Genomic DNA, 16,679 nt, shown 5'->3' with positions numbered 1-16,679 from the left:
GGTTGCCGGACGGTCTCGCTGCAGACCACCACCGACACGCCCGAGCGGTGACGGCCCACCCCGGCGTGTTCGCTCCCGCCTGCAGCACCGCTGTCCACCGCGGGTCCGAACGCGCGGTCATCCCGCGGATGGTGCGCGGTCGAGAGCGGCCGACGGCTTCACGGTCTTGACGAAGTGCGAGCGAACTTCGACCAGGCCCTGATGACATCCTTCCGCGTCTAGTTCCCTTGACATCTAGTCAGGTGAACTTGACACTCAGCCCATGGGCAGATCCTCGGCGCAAGGGCGCAGCAACAGCGTCCGCACAGCTCGCACCGCTCTGGGGATGACGCAGGCCGAGCTCGCCGACGCGGTCGAGGTCACCCGTCAGACCGTGGTCGCCGTCGAAGCCGGCAACTACGCCCCTTCGGTGTACCTCGCCCTGGCCATCGCCCGCCGGCTCGGACGCAGCGTCGAGGACCTCTTCGGCACAGCCGGCGCACCCAGCCACCCCGACAGCCACCCCGACAGCCACCCCGCCACGGAGGTCCGAACGTGAACCAGCACGACGAAGCCCTCGAACAGGAACACGAGCAGCCGCGCGGGCAGGACGGCCCGTTCATGCGCCTGGCAGAAGGCATCGGTGACCTCGCCAGCCCCTTCTACCGCGAGGAACGCCAGCGCGACGTGTGGAACGAGGCATCCGCCGTCGGCCTGCAGGTCGCGCTGTGGCTGGGCACCGCAGCCGCCACCGCCATGGTCTGGATCGGCGGCCGCACGGCACTGCCCTACGCGCTGACCACCTTTGCCGTGACCGGCACCGCCTCGTGGTTCGCCCTGGCGTACGCCACCCGCCTGGGGGTCCGCGCCGACGACCCCCGCTGGTTCCAAGCACGGCGCCTGATGCCGTACACGGTGCTCGTGCTCGCCTTCCTGGCCGGTTTGGTGCACGCCGCCCCGGCGGGCGCCTTCGGCTCCGGCTTCGCCATCGGGGCAGCCGGCGGCGGCGTGCTGGCGCTGGCCTGCGCGGTGATCGGCATGGTGCGCGCGCGTCGACGCTCCATGCAGACCACGAGCTGACGACCTCGACCGCCGGCCAGCGAGCCGTCAGCACATGAGGTCGACGGCGTGACTCCACCACCCGCTCATCCCGCGATCCATGCGCGATCACGGCTGTGGACCACCCCCATGATCCACGGGACAGGGCCTAGTAGTGCTTTGTTAGGTCTTGCCAAGGATGGTCGCCGCGTGGTGCGCTGTCGCGGTGACTCCTGAGGACCTGGCCGGGGTGCGCGAGCAGCTGGAGGACTTCGCCGCGGGCATCTTCGCGCCGCTGACCCGAACCGATCAGCGGGCCAAGGGACAGACCTACCTGCGTGGGCTCCTGCTGGACGGGGCCCGCAAGTCGATGCAGCCGATGGCCGAACGCCTCGGGGTGGACCACCAGGGCCTGCAGCAGTTCGTGTCCTCCTCGACCTGGGACGTGAGCGCGGTGCGTTCTCGCATCGCGGCCAAGGCGGTGGAGGTGATCGAGCCGGTCGCGTGGGTCATCGACGACACCGGCTTCCCCAAGGACGGCAAGGCCTCGCCCGGGGTGGCGCGGCAGTACTCCGGGACACTCGGAAAGGTCGGCAACTGCCAGATCGGTGTCAGCATCCACGCCGTCACCGACCACGCTTCCTGCCCGTTGGACTGGCGCCTGTTCCTGCCGGGCAGCTGGGATACCGCCGCGGTCGAGAACACTCTGGACGAGGGCTTGAATGAGGCAGAGCGCGAACGCAGGCTCGACGCTGTCCGGTTGCAGCGCAAACGAGCAGGCATCCCCGACGAGCTGGGTCATCAGCCGAAGTGGCGCCTGGCGCTGGAGATGATCGACGAACTCACCGAGTGGGGCTTGCGTCCGCCGGTGGTCGCCGCTGACGCCGGTTACGGCAACAACGCCCACTTCCGCGACGCGCTGAGCGAACGGGGGTTGTCCTGGATCGTGCAGGTCGAGTCCGACCTGAGCGCCCACCCCGCCGACGCTGTTCCTGAGCTGCGCGAGTACCCCGGCGCCGGCCCGCGCGGCAAGCCGCGCTACCGCGACGCGCCGGTCAGCCTGCGCCAGCACGCCCTGGCCGCCGGAGCGGACGCGACGCAGCACCTCACCTGGCGGGCCGGTTCCCGTGACCAGCTCACTTCGCGGTTCCTGGCGATCCGCATTCGTCCGGCGGGTCGCAAGCACACCGCCCGACTGGCCGAGGACGGGTCCCTGCCCGAGCAATGGCTGATCGCGGACTGGCCGCAGGAAGCGGACGAGCCGGTGAAGTACTGGCTCTCCAACCTGCCCGCCGACACCGCCCTGCCCGAACTGGTCCGCCTGGGCAAGATCCGCTGGCGCATCGAGCACGACTACCGAGAACTCAAGCTCGCCCTCGGCCTGGACCACTTCGAGGGCCGCAGCTTCACCGGCTGGCACCGCCACGTCACCCTCGTCACCGCCGCGCACCTCTTCTGCACCCTGCTGCGGGCCAACCCAAAAGCCCGTGGCGCAGCTTGAGCACCTACGCCGTGCTGCGCCTGCTCCAGCAGTTGCTGGCTACCTGGGCCGGCACCTGCACCGTCTGCAGACAACCTGTTCGGGATCGACCCTTCGTGCCGACCTAACGAAGTACTACTAGTCCGCGCGCAGCGCGACGACGGGGTCGAGGCGCCCGGCGCGGCGGGCGGGGAAGACGCCGAAGAAGACGCCCACGGCGGCCGAGACGACGAAGGCCACCACCGGGCTCCACCACTCCACGCTGGCCGGCAGCGGGGTCAGGCGGTCCACCAGCAGCGAGCCGCCCAGGCCCAGGACGATGCCGATGACGCCGCCGACGCTGGTCAGCAGCACCGCCTCGACCAAGAACTGCACGAGCACGTCGCGCTGGCGCGCGCCCAGCGCCTTGCGCAGGCCGATCTCGCGGGTCCGCTCGCGCACCGAGACGAGCATGATGTTGGACACGCCCACCCCGCCGACGAGCAGGGAGATGGCGGCGATGGCGGCCAGGACGGCGGTGAGCAGGCTCAGGATGTCGCCGATGACGCCGAGGATCTGCGTCTGGGTCACGGCGCTGAACGCCTGGTCGGGGTACTCCTCCTCCAGGGCCGCCTGCAGCTCGCGCGAGAGCTGCGGCACCGCCTCGGCGCCGGGGGCCTTGACGGCGAAGGCGTCCACGCGCTGCAGGCCGAACAGGCGCTGGGCGACGGTGATGGGCACGTGGATCTCGTTGTCCTGGGACACGCCGAAGGACTCGCCCTGCTCGGCGAGCACGCCCACCACCCGGAAGCGGGTGCCGGAGATCGTGATCTGCCGGCCCACCGGGTCGGCGCCGGGGAAGAAGGCCTCGGCGGTGCGCGAGCCGAGGACCGCGACCCGCCGGCGGGCCTCGACGTCGGTGCCGGTGAAGTACTGCCCGTCGGCCACCGGGCGGGTGAACACCTCCGGCAGGTTCTCGTCGGTGCCCTGCACCGTGACGAACTGCTCCACCGAACCGGCCCTCACCTGCGCGCCGGAGCTCAGGCGGGCGGTGACGGTGCCGGGGTCGCCGGTGACCTCGGCGAGCAGCTCGGCGTCGGAGCGCTGCAGCGTGGAGGCCGCGGCCGCTCCGGAGGAGAGGTTGCCGGTGTCGAACTGCCCGGGCACCACGAGGATCAGGTTGGAGCCCAGGCCCTCGACCTGGGACTCGATGCGCTCGCGGGCGCCGGCGCCGATGGAGACGACGACGATGACCGCGGCGATGCCGATGACGATGCCCAGGGTGGTCAGCAGGCTGCGCAGGCGGTTGCCGCGCAGGGCGTCCAGGGCGACGCGGAAGGCTTCCAGGCCCTTCACGCCGCTCCCCCGGTGCGCTCGCCGGCCGCGGGCCCTGTGGTCGAGGAGACGCTGCTCGAGGCGGCGGCGCTGTCGGACTCCACGAGGCCGTCGCGCACTCGCACCTGCCGGCGGGCGCGGGAGGCGACCTCGTCGTCGTGGGTGACGAGGACGACGGCCACGCCGCGCTCGGTGTTGAGCTCCTCGAGGATGCGCATGACCTCCGCGCCGTTGCGGGTGTCGAGGTTGCCGGTGGGTTCGTCGGCCAGCAGGATGCGCGGTTCGCCGACCAGGGCGCGGGCGATGGCCACGCGCTGCTGCTCGCCGCCGGACATCTGGGTGGGGCGGTGGCTCAGTCGGTGGCCGAGGTTGACCGAGCGCAGGGCCTGGGCGGCCAGCTCGCGCCGCTCGGCGGCCTTGACGCCGCGGTACAGCAGCGGCAGGGCGACGTTGTCGACGGCGCTGGAGCGCGGCAGCAGCTGGAAGGCCTGGAAGACGAAGCCGATGTGGCGGTTGCGCAGCTCCGCCAGGTCGGTGTCGCTCAGTTCGCGCAGGTCGCGCCCGCCCACGCGCAGGGTGCCGGAGGTCGGGCGGTCCAGGCAGCCCAGCAGGTGCATGAGGGTGGACTTGCCCGAGCCGCTGGGCCCGACGATCGCGGCGTACTCGCCGTGGGCGATGGTGAAGCTGACCCCGCGCAGGGCCTGGACCTCACCCTCGCCGAAGGAGTAGCTGCGGGTGACGTCGACGGCTTCGACGGCCGGTGGCGCCGGGGGGGCGTGCTCGCCGTGGGCGGGGTGATCGCCGTGGCTGGGGAGGGTCGGGTGCTCCTGACGGGTCACGACAGCTGCTGGCCGGCCCGGACGTCGGTGGCGCCCTCGGTGACGATGCGCTCGCCGGCGCGCAGGCCGTCGAGGACCTCCACGGCGCCCTGCCCGCGCACGCCCACGGTGACCGGGCGCAGTTCGGCGGTGCCGTCGCTGACGACCCAGACGGCGTCGGAGTCGGCGTCGCCTGCGTCGGCGCCGGGGCGCAGCACCGCCGAGGCGGGCACGCGCAGGGCGTCGGCGGTCTCCTGCACGACCAGGGAGATCGCCGCGGACATCCCCGGCAGGGGGGTGGGGGCGTCCTGGCCGTCGTCGGTGGTGCCGCCGTCGAAGCTCAGGCGCACCGTGTAGGTGACCGCCCCGGCCCCGGTGGCGGTGGCGGCGGGGTCCACGCTGGTGACGGTGCCGCGGTACGTGGAGCCCTCGACCGCGTCCACGCCGACCTGCGCGCTCTGGCCGGGCTGCACGCGCAGGACGTCGGACTCGTCGACGTCGGCGGTCAGGGTCAGCACCGAGGCGTCCACGACGCTGAGCAGGGGGGCGCCTGCCGTGACGGCGGCGCCGGCGGCGACGACGGGCGCACCGGCGCTGCCGGTGCCCGTGGCGCCGGCCAGGGCCCCGGCGGGCAGGGAGACCCCGCTGCCCTGCAGCAGGCTCTGCGCGCCGGCGGGCAGGGCGGCGCCGGCCGGGGCGCCGGTGGCGGCCAGGGAGACGGTGCCGGCGATGGGGGCGCGCACGGTCAGGGCGTCGACGGTGGCGCGTGCGGCGGCCACGGCGGCGCGGGTCTGCACGCGCTGGGTCTGCCCGAGCGCGGCCACGGCAGCGTCGACGCCGCCCAGGCCGGCGCCGACCTGCTCGACCAGGGCCTGGGTCTGGGCGGCCAGCAGCTCGTACTGGGTGCGCGAGGAGCGCACCGCGGCCAGCGCGGCCTCGCGGGCGACCGGGTCGGGCAGGGCGCGGGCCTGGTCCTCGGCCTGCTGGAAGCGGGCCTGGGCGTCGGCGCGGGCGCGGCGCTGCTGGGCGGCGAGCTCGTCGGGGTCGGCGGCCGAGGAGGGGCTGGAGCCGGCGTCGGCGGCCCGGGCGTCGGCGCGCTGGGCCTGCTCGAGGGCGTCGAGCGCCTGCGGGGAGTCGATGGTCATCAGGACCTGACCGGCCTGGACCTGCTGGCCGTCGGTGACCTCCAGGGTGGCGACGGTGCCGGTGGCGGGGGCCTGCACGGTGGAGGAGGCGCGCGGCTGCACGGTGCCGGGCGCCTCGACGACCTCCTGCACGGAGCCGCGCTCGACGGGCGCGGTGCTCACGGCGGGTTCCTCGGAGGAGCCGCACCCGGCCAGCAGCAGGGTCGCCAGGGCCGCGGCGGGCAGGGCTCGGCGCACGGGGCGGGCGGGGCGGTTCGGGAGGGCTCGCACGGGCGTCACCCTAGGCTGTTCACCCGGTGCTCGTGCGTCGGTCGTGCGGAGTCCTCCTGGGCGCCGGCATCCCCCCATCGGAGGACCCCGAGGCTCGTGGGGTGACGGCGAGCGCCTCGACGCTCACGCGCGGTGCAGGCACGCGCGGTGAGGACTGCGGTGAGGACCCGGTCGTCCGCGGGGCCGGTAGCGTCGCCCGGCGTGGGTGGGTGTGCGGGGCACGAGCCGGTGGTGCCGGGCTCGGAGGTCGTGGGCTCGGAGGTCGTGGCGCTGTACGACCCGGCCGACACGGCCGGGCGGGTGGTGGGTGCGGCGCCGCGGGAGCGGGTGCGGGCGCTGAACCTGCCGCACGCGGCCACCGGGGTGCTGCTGCGCGACGGTCGCGGCGGGGTGTTCGTGCACCGGCGCACCGCCACCAAGGACGTGCACCCCGGTGCGCACGACTGCCTGGCCGGTGGTGTCGTCGGCGCGGGCGAGGACCCGTCGCGGGCCGCCGAGCGGGAGCTGGCCGAGGAGCTGGGGGTGCGCGGCGCGGTGCTGCGCCCGGTGCTGCGCTGCTGGTACCGCGACGAGCTCACCCACTACCTGGCGTTCGTGTACGAGGCGTGGTGGGACGGGGAGCCGCTGGTGCTGCAGGTCTCGGAGGTGGCGGCGGGGTGGTGGGAGCCGGCGCAGCGGCTGCGCGAGCGGCTGGCGGACCCGGCGTGGGCGTTCGTGCCGGACTCGCGGGCGCTGCTGGCGTCGTGGGCGGGCTGGGAGCACGACGCCGGCCGGCCGTGACGCGCCGCGGGCCCGCACCCGGGTGGGGTGCGGGCCCGCGACGGGCCGCCGGTGGGGCGGCGGGTGGGGCTAGAGGTACTGGCCGGTGTTGGCGACGGTGTCGATGGAGCGGCCGGCCTCGGTGCCCTTCTTGCCCTGCGTGAGGGTGCGGATGAAGACGATCCGCTCGCCCTTCTTGCCGGAGATGCGGGCCCAGTCGTCGGGGTTGGTGGTGTTGGGCAGGTCCTCGTTCTCCTTGAACTCGTCCACGCAGGCGCTCATGAGGTGCTCCACGCGCAGGCCGCGCTGGCCGGAGGTCAGCAGGTCCTTGATGGCCATCTTCTTGGCGCGGTCGACGATGTTCTGGATCATGGCGCCGGAGTTGAAGTCCTTGTAGTACAGGACCTCCTTGTCGCCGCCGGCGTAGGTGACCTCCAGGAACTCGTTCTCCGGGCTCTCGGTGTACATGCGTTCCACGGTGGCCTGGATCATGGCGTCCACGGCGGCCTGGGCGCTGCCGCCGTTGGCGGCGAGGTCGTCGGCGTGCAGGGGCAGGTCGGCGGTGAGGTACTTGGCGAAGATCTGCCCGGCGCTCTCGGCGTCGGGGCGCTCGATCTTGATCTTCACGTCCAGGCGGCCCGGGCGCAGGATCGCCGGGTCGATCATGTCCTCGCGGTTGGAGGCGCCGATGACGATGACGTTCTCCAGGCGCTCGACGCCGTCTAGCTCGGACAGCAGCTGCGGCACGATGGTGGTCTCCACGTCGGAGGAGACCCCGGAGCCGCGGGTGCGGAAGAGCGATTCCATCTCGTCGAAGAAGACGACGACGGGGGTGCCCTGCCCGGCCTTCTCGCGGGCGCGGGCGAAGATGAGGCGGATGTGCCGCTCGGTCTCGCCGACGTACTTGTTGAGCAGCTCGGGGCCCTTGATGTTCAGGAAGTAGCTCTTGGCCTGGGTCTCGCCGCGCAGTTCGGCGGCCTTCTTCGCCAGGGAGTTGGCCACCGCCTTGGCGATGAGGGTCTTGCCGCAGCCGGGCGGGCCGTACAGCAGGATGCCCTTGGGCGGGCGCAGGCCGTGCTCGCGGAAGAGGTCCGCGTGCAGGAAGGGCAGTTCGACGGCGTCGCGGATCGCCTCGATCTGCGGGCCCAGGCCGCCGATGTCGGTGTAGTCGATGTCGGGGACCTCCTCCAGGACGAGTTCCTCGACCTCGGCCTTGGGGATGCGCTCGTAGGCGAAGCCGGAGCGGGTGTCCACGGTCAGGGAGTCGCCCACGCGCAGCGGGCCGTCGTCCAGCGGGCCGGCCAGGCGCACGACGCGCTCCTCGTCGGCGCGGGCCAGGACCAGGGCGCGCCCGTCGCCCAGCAGTTCCTTGACGGTGGCCAGCTCGCCGGTGCGCTCGTAGTCGCAGGCGGCCACGACGTTCATGGCCTCGTTGACCATGACGTCCTGGCCCGGGCGCAGGGCGCTCAGGTCCACGGCGGGGCTGACGGCCACGCGCATGCGCCGGCCGGCGCTGACGACGTCGGCGGTGCCGTCGTGCACGGCGGCCAGGAAGGTGGCGAACTGCGCCGGGGGCTGGCCGAGGCGGTCCACCTCGGCCTTGAGCGAGACGATCTGGTCGCGCGCGTCGCGCAGGGTCGCCGCGAGCCGGTCGTTCTGGGCGTTGACCTGGGCCAGCCGCGAGCGCGCGGCCCCGAGCTGCTCCTCCAGCAGGGCGGCGTGGCGGGCGTCCCGCTCGCCGTGGCCGCCGAAGCGGCGCTGGGGTTCCGTCATGGCGCGTCCTCCCCCTCGTGGCCCTCCCGGGAACCCGGTCGGGCGGTGGATGCGCTCGACCCTAACCCGAGGCGGCGCCGCGCGCCGGGGCTCGCGACCCGGCACGGCCGCCACTGAAGGTAACGTTCTGATCACGCCGTGCTGGTCGTGGGCGGCGGTGCTGCGCACCGGTGCGTCGGACCTGCGTGCGAGCGCCGCTGCACCCAGGATGTGCGCGTGAGCGAGTCCCGCCCGCGCGAGGGTGCCGTGCCGCGCCTGGACGCCTTCCAGCGCCGGCACCGCGCCGTGGGCTACCCGCTGGCGGTGCTGTACAAGTTCGTCGAGGACCAGGGCGCCTACCTGGCCGCGCTGATCGCGTACTACGCGCTGCTGGCGCTGGTGCCGCTGCTGCTGCTGCTGTCCACGGTGCTGGGGTACGTCCTGTCGGGCGATCCCGGCGCGCAGCAGGCGGTGCTGAGCTCCGCGCTGGCGCAGGTGCCCGTCATCGGTGACGAGCTCGGCAGCCCCGAGCGCCTGGGCGGCGGGGCGGTGGGCCTGGTCGTGGGTGTGGCGGGGGCGCTGTACGGGGCCACCGGGGTGGGGCTGGCGCTGCAGAACGCGGTGAACGTGGCGTGGGCGGTGCCGCGCAACGAGCGGCCCAACCCGTTCCTGGCGCGGGCGCGGGCGTTGCTGCTGCTGGTCACGGCGGGGATGTTCGTGGTGGGCACGGCGGTGCTCAGCGCCTTGATCAGCGCGTACGTGCCGGCGGGGCTGGCCGAGTGGGCCTCGCACGCCGGGGCGGCGGGGTTGGCCGCGGTGGGTTTCGGGGTGGCGTTCCGGCTGGCGGCGGCGCACCGGCCCGGGGTGCGCACGGTGCTGCCCGGTGCGGTGGCGATGGGGGTGCTGTGGCAGGTGCTGCAGTACTTCGGCCGCGGTCTGGTCTCGGAGGTCGCGGCCCGCTCGAGCGTGTCGAACCAGGTGTTCACGGTGGTGCTGGGGGCCATCGCGTTCCTGTTCGTGGCCGCGTGCTGCGTGGTGCTGTGCGTGGAGGCGGACGTGGTGCGGGTGCGGCGGCTGTACCCGCGGGCGCTGCTGACGCCGCTGACGGACGCGGTGGTGCTGACCGAGGCGGACCAGCGCGCTTACACCCGCCTGGCGCAGGCCCAGCGGCACAAGGGGTTCGAGCAGGTGGTGGTGCGCTTCGGGCGCTCGCCGGTGCAGGCCGGGCCGGACGGTGGTGGGTCGGACGGTGGCGGGCGGGTGGGCGGGGCTGCGGGTGGGGCCTCAGCGCAGCAGCAGGTGGCGGGCCAGCAGGCCGGCGGCGGCCGTGAACGCCAGCGCGGCGATGGTGCGCTCGACGCGCGCCCCGGTGCGGAACAGCCCTAGCGCGGTGCGCCGGCGCCGCCCGGTGAGCACGGCGGCGGGCACGGCCAGCGGGCGGGGCACTCCCCCGACGGTCAGCCAGTCGCCCAGCACGTGCACCAGGACGCCGCCGGCGACCGCCCACGGCAGCCAGGGCACCCCGGCGGGGCTGCGGTGCAGCACCCACCAGGCGGTGCCGAAGGACAGCAGCAGGTTCCCGACGACGGTGGTCTCGGCGCGCCCGGGGATGACGAAGTGGCAGCCGCGCAGGGCGGCGCCGGTGACCAGGGCCAGCACCGCCAGGGAGGTCCACGGGTGCAGCGCCGCGGCCCACGCCAGCGCCCCGAACAGCACCGGCGCCAGCAGCGGGTCGTGGGTGCCCCAGCGGTGCCCGCCGGCCAGCCGCCCCACCCCGGCGGCGGCGACGGTGCTCAGCGGTCCCCACATCTGCGCCACGGTGGAGCCGGTGGGGCGCGGCAGGGCCCGCTTCCAGGAGATGCCGCCCTGGTCGAAGTCGGGCAGCAGCGCCGCCCCGCCCCAGGCCGCCACCCACGCCACGGCGGCGACCGGGCCGTGCAGGGGGGCCAGGGGCAGGGTGGCGGCCCCGGCGGCCAGGCCGGTGCAGGCGTGGCTGTGCGCCATCACGTCGGCGGCTCCTCAGCCCTCGTGGCCGGCCGGGCCGGCGGAGGGGTCCACGGCGGAGAGGTCCCCGGCGGGGGTGGTGCCCGCGCGGGTGGCGCTGTGCGAGGCGGCCGCTCCGGCGGCGGCCTCGCGAGCGGCCTTGCGGGCCTTGCGGTCCGAGACCGGCCGGTCGCCGTACTCGGTGCCGTCGGAGCCGTCGGCCTCGAGCCCGGTGCCGTCGCCCTCCGGGGCGTGCGGGCCGGTGTCCTCGCTGTGCGCGCCGGGGGCGGGGCGGCGCTTGCGCAGCGGCGGGGTGACGCCGTCGGCCAGGCGGCGGGTGGTCACCAGGAACCCGGTGTGCCCGACCATGCGGTGCTGCGGGCGCACCGCCAGGCCCTCCAGGTGCCAGCCGCGCACCATGGACTCCCACGCCTCCGGCTCGGTCCAGCGCCCCGAGGTGCGGGCGGCCTCGGCCACGCGGGAGAGCTGGGTGGCGGTGGCCACGTAGCAGATGAGCACCCCGCCGGGGGCCACCGCGTCGGCCACGGCATCCAGGCACTCCCAGGGGGCGAGCATGTCCAGCACGGCGCGGTCGGCGCCGGTGCCGGCCGCGGCCGACAGGCCGCTGGCCGGCAGCGACTCGACCAGGTCCCCCACCGTCAGCCGCCACGCCGGGTGCTCGCCGCCGAAGAACGTCTCCACGTTGCCGCGGGCGATGTCGGCGAAGTCGGCGCGGCGCTCGAAGGAGTGCACCCGGCCGCCGTCGCCGACGGCCCGCAGCAGCGACATCGTCAGGGCGCCCGAGCCCACGCCGGCCTCGATGACGACCGCTCCGGGGAAGACGTCGGCCATCTGCACGACCTGGCCGGCGTCCTTGGGGTAGACCACGGCCGCACCCCGCGGCATGGACAGCACGAAGTCGGGCAGCAACGGGCGCAGCACGAGGTACTCCACGCCGGCGGAGTTCGTGATGGTGGTGGCGTCGGGGCGGCCGATGAGGTCCTCGTGCGCGAAGCGGCCCCGGTGGGTGTGGAACTCCTTGCCGGCGGTCAGGGTGATGGTGTGCATGCGCCCGCGCGGGTCGGTCAGCTGCACGCGCTCGCCCTCGCGCAGCGGTCCGCGGCGGGTGGCCGCACCGGTGGGCGCACCGATCGGGGTGGGGGTCGTGGTGGGGGTGGGGGCGTCGTTCAACGCGGGTCCTTCCGTGCTCTTGCAGGGGTGGGGTGGGCCGTTCAGCGCCCGGTGACGGCGGCGACCACGTCGCCGGTGTGCAGCAGTCCCTCCACGCGCCCGCCGGGGCCCATCACGACGTGCTCGCCGGGGCGGGCGGTGACGGCGTCCAGCAGCGCTTCGCCGGTCAGCTCGCCGGGCAGCCAGGAGCGCGGCGGCAGCGCACGGGCGGTGGCGCCGGCGCCCAGGGCGGTGCGCCGCTCCTGGGGCACCTGCCGCAGCGCGGCGGTGTCCACCACGGCGACGGGCACGCCGTCGTCGGTGACGAGCACGACCTCCAGCTCGCGGGTGGCGCCGCGGGTGGCGCCGGAGTCGATGGCGGTGCGCGCGGCGCGCACGACCTCCTCGACGGTGGCGCGGGTGCTGACGCCGATGGCCGGTCGCTGCAGGGCGCGCGCGGACAGCAGCGGCACCCGGCGGCGCTGCCTGGCGTACGCGAGCGCCTGGGAGGCGCCCTGCCACAGCAGGGCGCTGACCAGGCCGGCCCACACGACCTGCGTGAGGTCGGCCCGCCAGCCCAGCAGGCGCGGCACGGCCACCACGGCCAGCAGCGTCAGCACGGCCAGGGCCCGCCCGGCCCAGGCGGCGGCGACGGTGCCGTCGAGGCGGTCGCCGCGCAGCTTCCAGACCACCGCCTCCAGGGCGTGCCCGCCGTCCAGCGGCAGGCCGGGCAGGAGGTTGAAGACCGCCAGGAGCACGTTGGAGACGGTCAGCGCCCCCAGCAGCAGCCCGCCCACGCCCACCGGGCCGGGCTGGGCGCGCACCGCCTCGCCGGCCTGGTGGGCGGCCAGGGCCAGCACCGCGTTGGACACGGGGCCGACCACGGCGATGAGCAGGCTGCGGCCGGCACCGACGTCGCCGTCCTGGAAGCTGGTGTGCCCGCCCCAGACGTTCAGGACGATGCCGGAGACGCGCAGGCCCGACCAGCGGGCGGCCAGGGCGTGGGCGACCTCGTGCACGAGCACCGAGACCAGCAGCAGCAGCGCGTAGGTGAACGCCACCAGGTACGAGCCCGGGCCGGGCACCCGCACGGCCACGACGGGCGCGAAGACCCACACGATGACGGCGGCGAACAAGAACCACGAGGGCGCGAGCAGCAGCGGGACGCCGAAGGGGCGGCCCAGGCGGATGCCGGCGCCGCTCACCGGGCCTCGCCGGCGGGGCGGGCGGGGACTCGGGGGCAGCGCACCCGCCGATCCTAGGTGGCCGGTGGCGGTGCCCCGGACGTGTCGCAGGCGGCGCCTACCGTCGGTGCCGTGTCCAGCACCAGCACCGTGCCCGGCGCCGACGCCCCCGCGGCCGGCGAGCCCTCCCCCGCACCCCCTGCGCGGGGGTTGTCGCCCTCGCGGGCCGCGGACTTCCTGCGCTGCCCGCTGCTGTACCGCTTCCGCACCATCGACCGGCTGGAGGAGGCGCCCTCGCCGGCGGCGGTGCGCGGCACCCTGGTGCACGCCGTGCTGGAGCAGCTGTTCGACCTGCCGGCGGCCGAGCGCACCCCGGAGGCGGCGTGCGCGCTGCTGGAGCCGCAGTGGGAGGCGTTGCGCGAGCGCGACGCGCGGGTGCGCTCGCTGTTCGCCGACGACGAGGCCGGCCGCAGCGCGCTGGCGACGTGGTTGCGCAGCGGGCGGGCGCTGCTGCGGCGCTGGTTCGAGCTGGAGGACCCCACGCGGCTGGAGCCCGCCGAGCGGGAGGCGTGGGTGCAGGTGGCCCTGGAGGGCGGGCCGCTGCTGCGCGGGGTGGTGGACCGCCTGGACGTGGCGCCCTCGGGGGAGCTGCGGGTGGTCGACTACAAGACGGGGCGGGCGCCCTCGCAGCGGTTCGAGGCCGCGGCCCTGTTCCAGGTGCGCTTCTACGCGCTGGTGCTGTGGCGCCTGCGCGGGGTGGTGCCTCGCCAGCTGCAGCTGGTGTACCTGGGTTCCGGCGAGGTGGTCAGCCACAGCCCCGACGAGGCCGACCTGCGCGCCACCGAGCGCAAGGTGCGCGCGCTGTGGGCGGCGATCGAGGCGAACCGGGCCAGCGGCGAGTGGCCCGCCACCCCGGGGCGGCTGTGCTCGTGGTGCGAGCACAAGGCGCTGTGCCCGGCGTTCGGCGGCACCCCGCCGCCGCTGCCGGACCGGGACGCCGCCTAGGCCGGCTCGTGCGGATCACGGCGTGAAGCGCTCGGTCTTGCCGATGGTCGAGCAACTGCTGGGCACATCGACCGCCTGCGCACCGCTGGGCTGCGCTCAGCCGGTGGCTACCTGGTGGGTACGCCCCGTGACGACCCGAACGGGCGGTACAGGTCATGCTGGGTCGATGAACCACACCGATGTGGAGCACCGCCCGACGGCGAAGCGCCCGCTGAGCCGCATGGTCGTGGCGGCGGTGGTGACCGGTGCAGTGCTGGCGCTGTTGAACTACTTCGTGCGCGACGAGACGGCACTCAGGTCCACGATCGCCGGAGCTGTCGTCGCGGCGCTCATGGTCATCACGCACGTCGTGGACCAACGGTGGGAGCACCGCCGCAGGCAGCGGTGAGGAGCTGAGGGGACCGGGTGCTCGGGAGGGCGTTTGCCCTCCACCTGGCACATCCGGTCATCCCGCGTTCGGCGCGGCGGTGACCTGACCCGAGACGCACGACGGCCGCCGGACTCTTCGGTCCGGCGGCCGTGGACGTGTGGTGGTCGATCCGGCAGTCGCCTCTCGGCGAGAGGCCGCTCGAAGCGGCTGAAGGTGAGGCCCGGGGACATGCAGCGGAACGACCACCCCCTACAAGCCGGCGTCGGGCAGCAGCATTCCCGGTGTCACCGTGTCCCCGCACAGCCCGCCAGACGCACGGTCATTTCGCTGTCATGGACGTCGTTGTCTCCTCGGATCGCCCCTGCGACCTCACTCTCCGGCCCGGCGAGTCGCACCCGCCCCAGGCCCGGTCAGCGGCCGAGCGAGCCCCCAGCGCACCGGCCCGGCGGCGACTACGGTGGAGCCATGCTCAGCGACCAGACCCGGCAGGCGCTTCGCGTCCTGCGCTGGCGCGGTACGGACCACCTCGAGGACGCCGCGCGGGGCTTGCTGCGCCGCCCCCGCCCGCGCCCGACACCTCCGGCGGGGCGTCCGCGGTTGAGCGAGGCCCAGCTGGACCAGCTGATCGAGCAGACCGTCCTGGCCCCGCGACGAGTCCGGTCCCAGGGCCGGCCCTGAACGACTGGGTCCCGCTGCACGACGGTTCGACCTCACGGCGAGAACTGAAGGACTTCATCACCGCCCTCAGCCGCCGTCCCCCGCTGTGGGAGCGGCACGTCATCGAGGAGCTGCAGTACCTGGCCAGCACCTTGCCCTCCCCGCGCCGCGAACCGGACCGGCGGCCGCGGGCCCTGCTGTACCGGGGCCCAGACGGGGTCCTGGAAGGCGTCTGCGAGTACGAGCCGGCGACCCTGCGGCCCAGCGGTGTGGCCGCCGGTCAGCTCAGCGTCCTGGCCGTGCGTGCTGATGCCCGGCACAGCGGCGTCGGCGGATCGGGGGTCGATGCGTGCCTGGAGCTGCTGCGCGCGGCCGCCGCCCGGTTGCAGGCGGCCGAGGTGGTCGTGGCCGCAGTGGTCCACGACCAGAACCAGGAGATGGCCCGGGTTCTGTCGCGCCGGGAGTTCGCTCGTTCCGGCCCTCTCGGGGACGACGGGTACGCGGTGTGGGCAGTGACCCTGACGACGTCCTTGACGACGACCTTGACGCCGTCATGAGGGCCTGACGCGGCACGCCGGTGCTGGCCGCGGTCACCATCACCAGGTCAGGCCCATCAGCTCTTCGCCGACTCAGCAGCGGCGCCACGCATCCTTCGGTCCTTGCGGCTCACCGAGCCGAGGCTGACGGGCTGCGCGTCTGCGGCGCATGCTCGGTCATGACTCAGCCCTCCGACATCCTCACCCGCCTGCCCATTCCCCTCGGTGACGGGACCTGGCGCACCGACCCGCTGCGCCTGGCCGTCGCCGCTTACCTGGCCCGCCACCTCGGGGAGACCCGACGCCACGCCGAGTCCGACCTGCGCGCCTACCCCACCTGGTGCCAACTACGCAGCCTGGACCTCCTCCAGGCCCGGCGCCCGCACATCGAGCTGTACGTGCGGTGGATGCAGGAGACCCAGCACTTCGCCGCCTCCACCGTGTCCCGGCGGATGTCGGTCGTGGCCGGCTTCTACCGGACCTGCGTCATCGACGCCGTACTGGAGCGCTCACCGGCCGACTGCGCCCGCCGCCCCAACGTGCCGCCGGAGTCACCCACCCTGGGCCTGTCGCACCTGCAGCTGGAGGCGATGCTGTCCACCTCACGGGACTCGGCCAACCCGTGCGACTTCGCACTGGTCTGCCTGCTCGGGCTCCTGGGCCTGCGCATCTTCGAGGCGTGCGCCCTCGGCATCGCCGACCTCGGCGAGGAGCACGGCCACCGCGTCCTGCGGGTCGTGGGCAAGGGCCACAAGGTCGTCCTCGTGCCCCTGGCCCCGGCGGTGGGACGGTCCGTGGACCGCGCCATCGGCGACCGCTCACGAGACCACGGACGGCAGCCGCTGCTGCTGAACACCCGCGGCGGCCGGCTGGACCGGCACTCCGCGACCCGGCGGCTGCGTCACCTTGCCGCCGATGCCCGGATCCGGTTGCCGAGGATGCATCCGCACATGCTGCGTCACACCCGCGTCACCACCGTGCTCGACGCCGGCGTGGACCTGCGGGACATGCAGATCGCGGCCCGTCACGCCGACCCGCGGACGACGATGCGCTACGACCGGGCCCGGACCACGCTGGACCGCCACCCCAACTACATCCTCGCCGCCTACATGGCCTCGGGGACGTAACCACTTCCGCCTCACCTCACGGACATGCCGATGTCGTGACGTTCCCTCCCGCGGTGATCTTGCACGATTGAGGGCTCAATCGTGCAAGATCA

Annotated in this window: 17 protein-coding genes; 10 read left to right on the top strand and 7 right to left on the bottom strand. The window is 74.4% G+C overall.

Annotation, left to right across the window (positions count from 1 at the left end; translation table 11 throughout):
• The first annotated feature begins 262 nt into the window (after nucleotides 1-262).
• From ACRYR9_RS17345 to ACRYR9_RS17335, 3 genes are all read left to right on the top strand, one after another.
• Complete coding sequence (locus tag ACRYR9_RS17345; protein ID WP_432498033.1) at nucleotides 263-538, top strand: helix-turn-helix transcriptional regulator; 276 nt, start codon at nucleotides 263-265, stop codon at nucleotides 536-538.
• The gene (locus ACRYR9_RS17340; protein WP_432498030.1) at nucleotides 535-1,059 is read left to right on the top strand and encodes a hypothetical protein; all 525 of its coding nucleotides are present in this window, start codon (nucleotides 535-537) and stop codon (nucleotides 1,057-1,059) included. Before ACRYR9_RS17345 ends, ACRYR9_RS17340 begins: the two co-directional genes overlap by 4 nt.
• A 184-nt stretch (nucleotides 1,060-1,243) precedes the next feature.
• Complete coding sequence (locus ACRYR9_RS17335) at nucleotides 1,244-2,518, top strand: IS701 family transposase (RefSeq protein ID WP_432498028.1); 1,275 nt, start codon at nucleotides 1,244-1,246, stop codon at nucleotides 2,516-2,518.
• Nucleotides 2,519-2,635: 117 nt separating this feature from the next.
• On the opposite strand, the gene ACRYR9_RS17330 is transcribed toward ACRYR9_RS17335, so the two are convergent.
• Genes ACRYR9_RS17330 through ACRYR9_RS17320 form a run of 3 tightly spaced genes read right to left on the bottom strand, consistent with a single transcriptional unit; the run spans nucleotide 2,636 to nucleotide 6,044 of the window.
• Nucleotides 2,636-3,832 carry an ABC transporter permease gene (locus ACRYR9_RS17330; protein WP_432498026.1) on the bottom strand — a complete coding sequence of 399 codons (1,197 nt, stop codon included), beginning with the start codon at nucleotides 3,830-3,832 and terminating at the stop codon, nucleotides 2,636-2,638.
• Nucleotides 3,829-4,650, bottom strand: coding sequence for an ABC transporter ATP-binding protein (locus tag ACRYR9_RS17325; protein WP_432498024.1), 822 nt, complete (start codon nucleotides 4,648-4,650; stop codon nucleotides 3,829-3,831). The genes ACRYR9_RS17330 and ACRYR9_RS17325 overlap by 4 nt, the downstream gene beginning before the upstream one ends.
• Complete coding sequence (locus ACRYR9_RS17320; protein ID WP_432498021.1) at nucleotides 4,647-6,044, bottom strand: efflux RND transporter periplasmic adaptor subunit; 1,398 nt, start codon at nucleotides 6,042-6,044, stop codon at nucleotides 4,647-4,649. Before ACRYR9_RS17320 ends, ACRYR9_RS17325 begins: the two co-directional genes overlap by 4 nt.
• Nucleotides 6,045-6,245: 201 nt before the next feature.
• Between ACRYR9_RS17320 and ACRYR9_RS17315 the strand changes: the two genes are divergently transcribed.
• Nucleotides 6,246-6,824, top strand: coding sequence for an NUDIX domain-containing protein (locus tag ACRYR9_RS17315; RefSeq protein ID WP_432498018.1), 579 nt, complete (start codon nucleotides 6,246-6,248; stop codon nucleotides 6,822-6,824).
• Nucleotides 6,825-6,893: 69 nt separating this feature from the next.
• Here the strand turns inward: ACRYR9_RS17315 and arc are convergent, their stop codons facing one another.
• A complete protein-coding gene (gene arc, locus ACRYR9_RS17310) occupies nucleotides 6,894-8,576 on the bottom strand; it encodes a proteasome ATPase (protein ID WP_432498015.1) in 1,683 nt (560 codons plus the stop codon).
• 216 nt (nucleotides 8,577-8,792) lie between these two features.
• Here arc and ACRYR9_RS17305 point away from each other — a divergent pair, with 216 nt between their 5' ends.
• Entirely contained in the window at nucleotides 8,793-9,941 is a 1,149-nt protein-coding gene (locus ACRYR9_RS17305; RefSeq protein ID WP_432498013.1) for a YhjD/YihY/BrkB family envelope integrity protein, read from the top strand.
• On the opposite strand, the gene ACRYR9_RS17300 is transcribed toward ACRYR9_RS17305, so the two are convergent.
• Genes ACRYR9_RS17300 through ACRYR9_RS17290 form a run of 3 tightly spaced genes read right to left on the bottom strand, consistent with a single transcriptional unit; the run spans nucleotide 9,840 to nucleotide 12,913 of the window.
• Nucleotides 9,840-10,559 carry a metal-dependent hydrolase gene (locus tag ACRYR9_RS17300; RefSeq protein WP_432498036.1) on the bottom strand — a complete coding sequence of 240 codons (720 nt, stop codon included), beginning with the start codon at nucleotides 10,557-10,559 and terminating at the stop codon, nucleotides 9,840-9,842. The two genes, ACRYR9_RS17305 and ACRYR9_RS17300, sit on opposite strands and share 102 nt — an antisense overlap.
• A 15-nt stretch (nucleotides 10,560-10,574) precedes the next feature.
• Nucleotides 10,575-11,729, bottom strand: a complete 1,155-nt coding sequence (locus ACRYR9_RS17295) for a tRNA (adenine-N1)-methyltransferase (RefSeq protein WP_432498010.1) — start codon at nucleotides 11,727-11,729, stop codon at nucleotides 10,575-10,577.
• A gap of 41 nt (nucleotides 11,730-11,770) precedes the next feature.
• Nucleotides 11,771-12,913: a site-2 protease family protein gene (locus ACRYR9_RS17290; RefSeq protein ID WP_432498008.1), complete on the bottom strand. Its 1,143-nt coding sequence runs from the start codon at nucleotides 12,911-12,913 to the stop codon at nucleotides 11,771-11,773.
• A 111-nt stretch (nucleotides 12,914-13,024) separates the two neighbouring features.
• On the opposite strand from ACRYR9_RS17290, the gene ACRYR9_RS17285 reads away from it, so the two are divergent.
• The 5 genes from ACRYR9_RS17285 to ACRYR9_RS17265 all read left to right on the top strand — a co-directional run bounded on the left by ACRYR9_RS17285 (nucleotide 13,025) and on the right by ACRYR9_RS17265 (nucleotide 16,587).
• Nucleotides 13,025-13,897: a RecB family exonuclease gene (locus ACRYR9_RS17285; protein ID WP_432498006.1), complete on the top strand. Its 873-nt coding sequence runs from the start codon at nucleotides 13,025-13,027 to the stop codon at nucleotides 13,895-13,897.
• A gap of 166 nt (nucleotides 13,898-14,063) precedes the next feature.
• Complete coding sequence (locus tag ACRYR9_RS17280) at nucleotides 14,064-14,285, top strand: hypothetical protein (protein ID WP_432498004.1); 222 nt, start codon at nucleotides 14,064-14,066, stop codon at nucleotides 14,283-14,285.
• Between the two features lie 447 nt (nucleotides 14,286-14,732).
• The gene (locus ACRYR9_RS17275) at nucleotides 14,733-14,945 is read left to right on the top strand and encodes a hypothetical protein (RefSeq protein ID WP_432498001.1); all 213 of its coding nucleotides are present in this window, start codon (nucleotides 14,733-14,735) and stop codon (nucleotides 14,943-14,945) included.
• A 131-nt stretch (nucleotides 14,946-15,076) separates the two neighbouring features.
• Nucleotides 15,077-15,481 (top strand): hypothetical protein, encoded by a 405-nt coding sequence (locus tag ACRYR9_RS17270; RefSeq protein ID WP_432497999.1) that lies wholly within the window; start codon nucleotides 15,077-15,079, stop codon nucleotides 15,479-15,481.
• 158 nt (nucleotides 15,482-15,639) lie between these two features.
• Nucleotides 15,640-16,587 carry a tyrosine-type recombinase/integrase gene (locus tag ACRYR9_RS17265; RefSeq protein ID WP_432497996.1) on the top strand — a complete coding sequence of 316 codons (948 nt, stop codon included), beginning with the start codon at nucleotides 15,640-15,642 and terminating at the stop codon, nucleotides 16,585-16,587.
• Nucleotides 16,588-16,679: the final 92 nt, after the last annotated feature.

Origin of the sequence: Kineococcus auxinigenes, from assembly GCF_050871525.1 — a bacterium.
Taxonomy (GTDB): domain Bacteria; phylum Actinomycetota; class Actinomycetes; order Actinomycetales; family Kineococcaceae; genus Kineococcus.
This window is presented reverse-complemented; position numbering and strand designations above follow the sequence as displayed.

Excerpts from the sequence above, each read along its gene's own strand:
- ACRYR9_RS17345 (WP_432498033.1), top strand. The coding sequence starts at position 263 with ATGGGCAGATCCTCGGCGCAAGGGCGCAGCAACAGCGTCCGCACAGCT.
- arc (WP_432498015.1), bottom strand. The coding sequence starts at position 8,576 with ATGACGGAACCCCAGCGCCGCTTCGGCGGCCACGGCGAGCGGGACGCC.
- ACRYR9_RS17300 (WP_432498036.1), bottom strand. The coding sequence starts at position 10,559 with ATGGCGCACAGCCACGCCTGCACCGGCCTGGCCGCCGGGGCCGCCACC.
- ACRYR9_RS17280 (WP_432498004.1), top strand. The coding sequence starts at position 14,064 with ATGAACCACACCGATGTGGAGCACCGCCCGACGGCGAAGCGCCCGCTG.
- ACRYR9_RS17275 (WP_432498001.1), top strand. The coding sequence starts at position 14,733 with ATGCTCAGCGACCAGACCCGGCAGGCGCTTCGCGTCCTGCGCTGGCGC.
- ACRYR9_RS17265 (WP_432497996.1), top strand. The coding sequence starts at position 15,640 with ATGACTCAGCCCTCCGACATCCTCACCCGCCTGCCCATTCCCCTCGGT.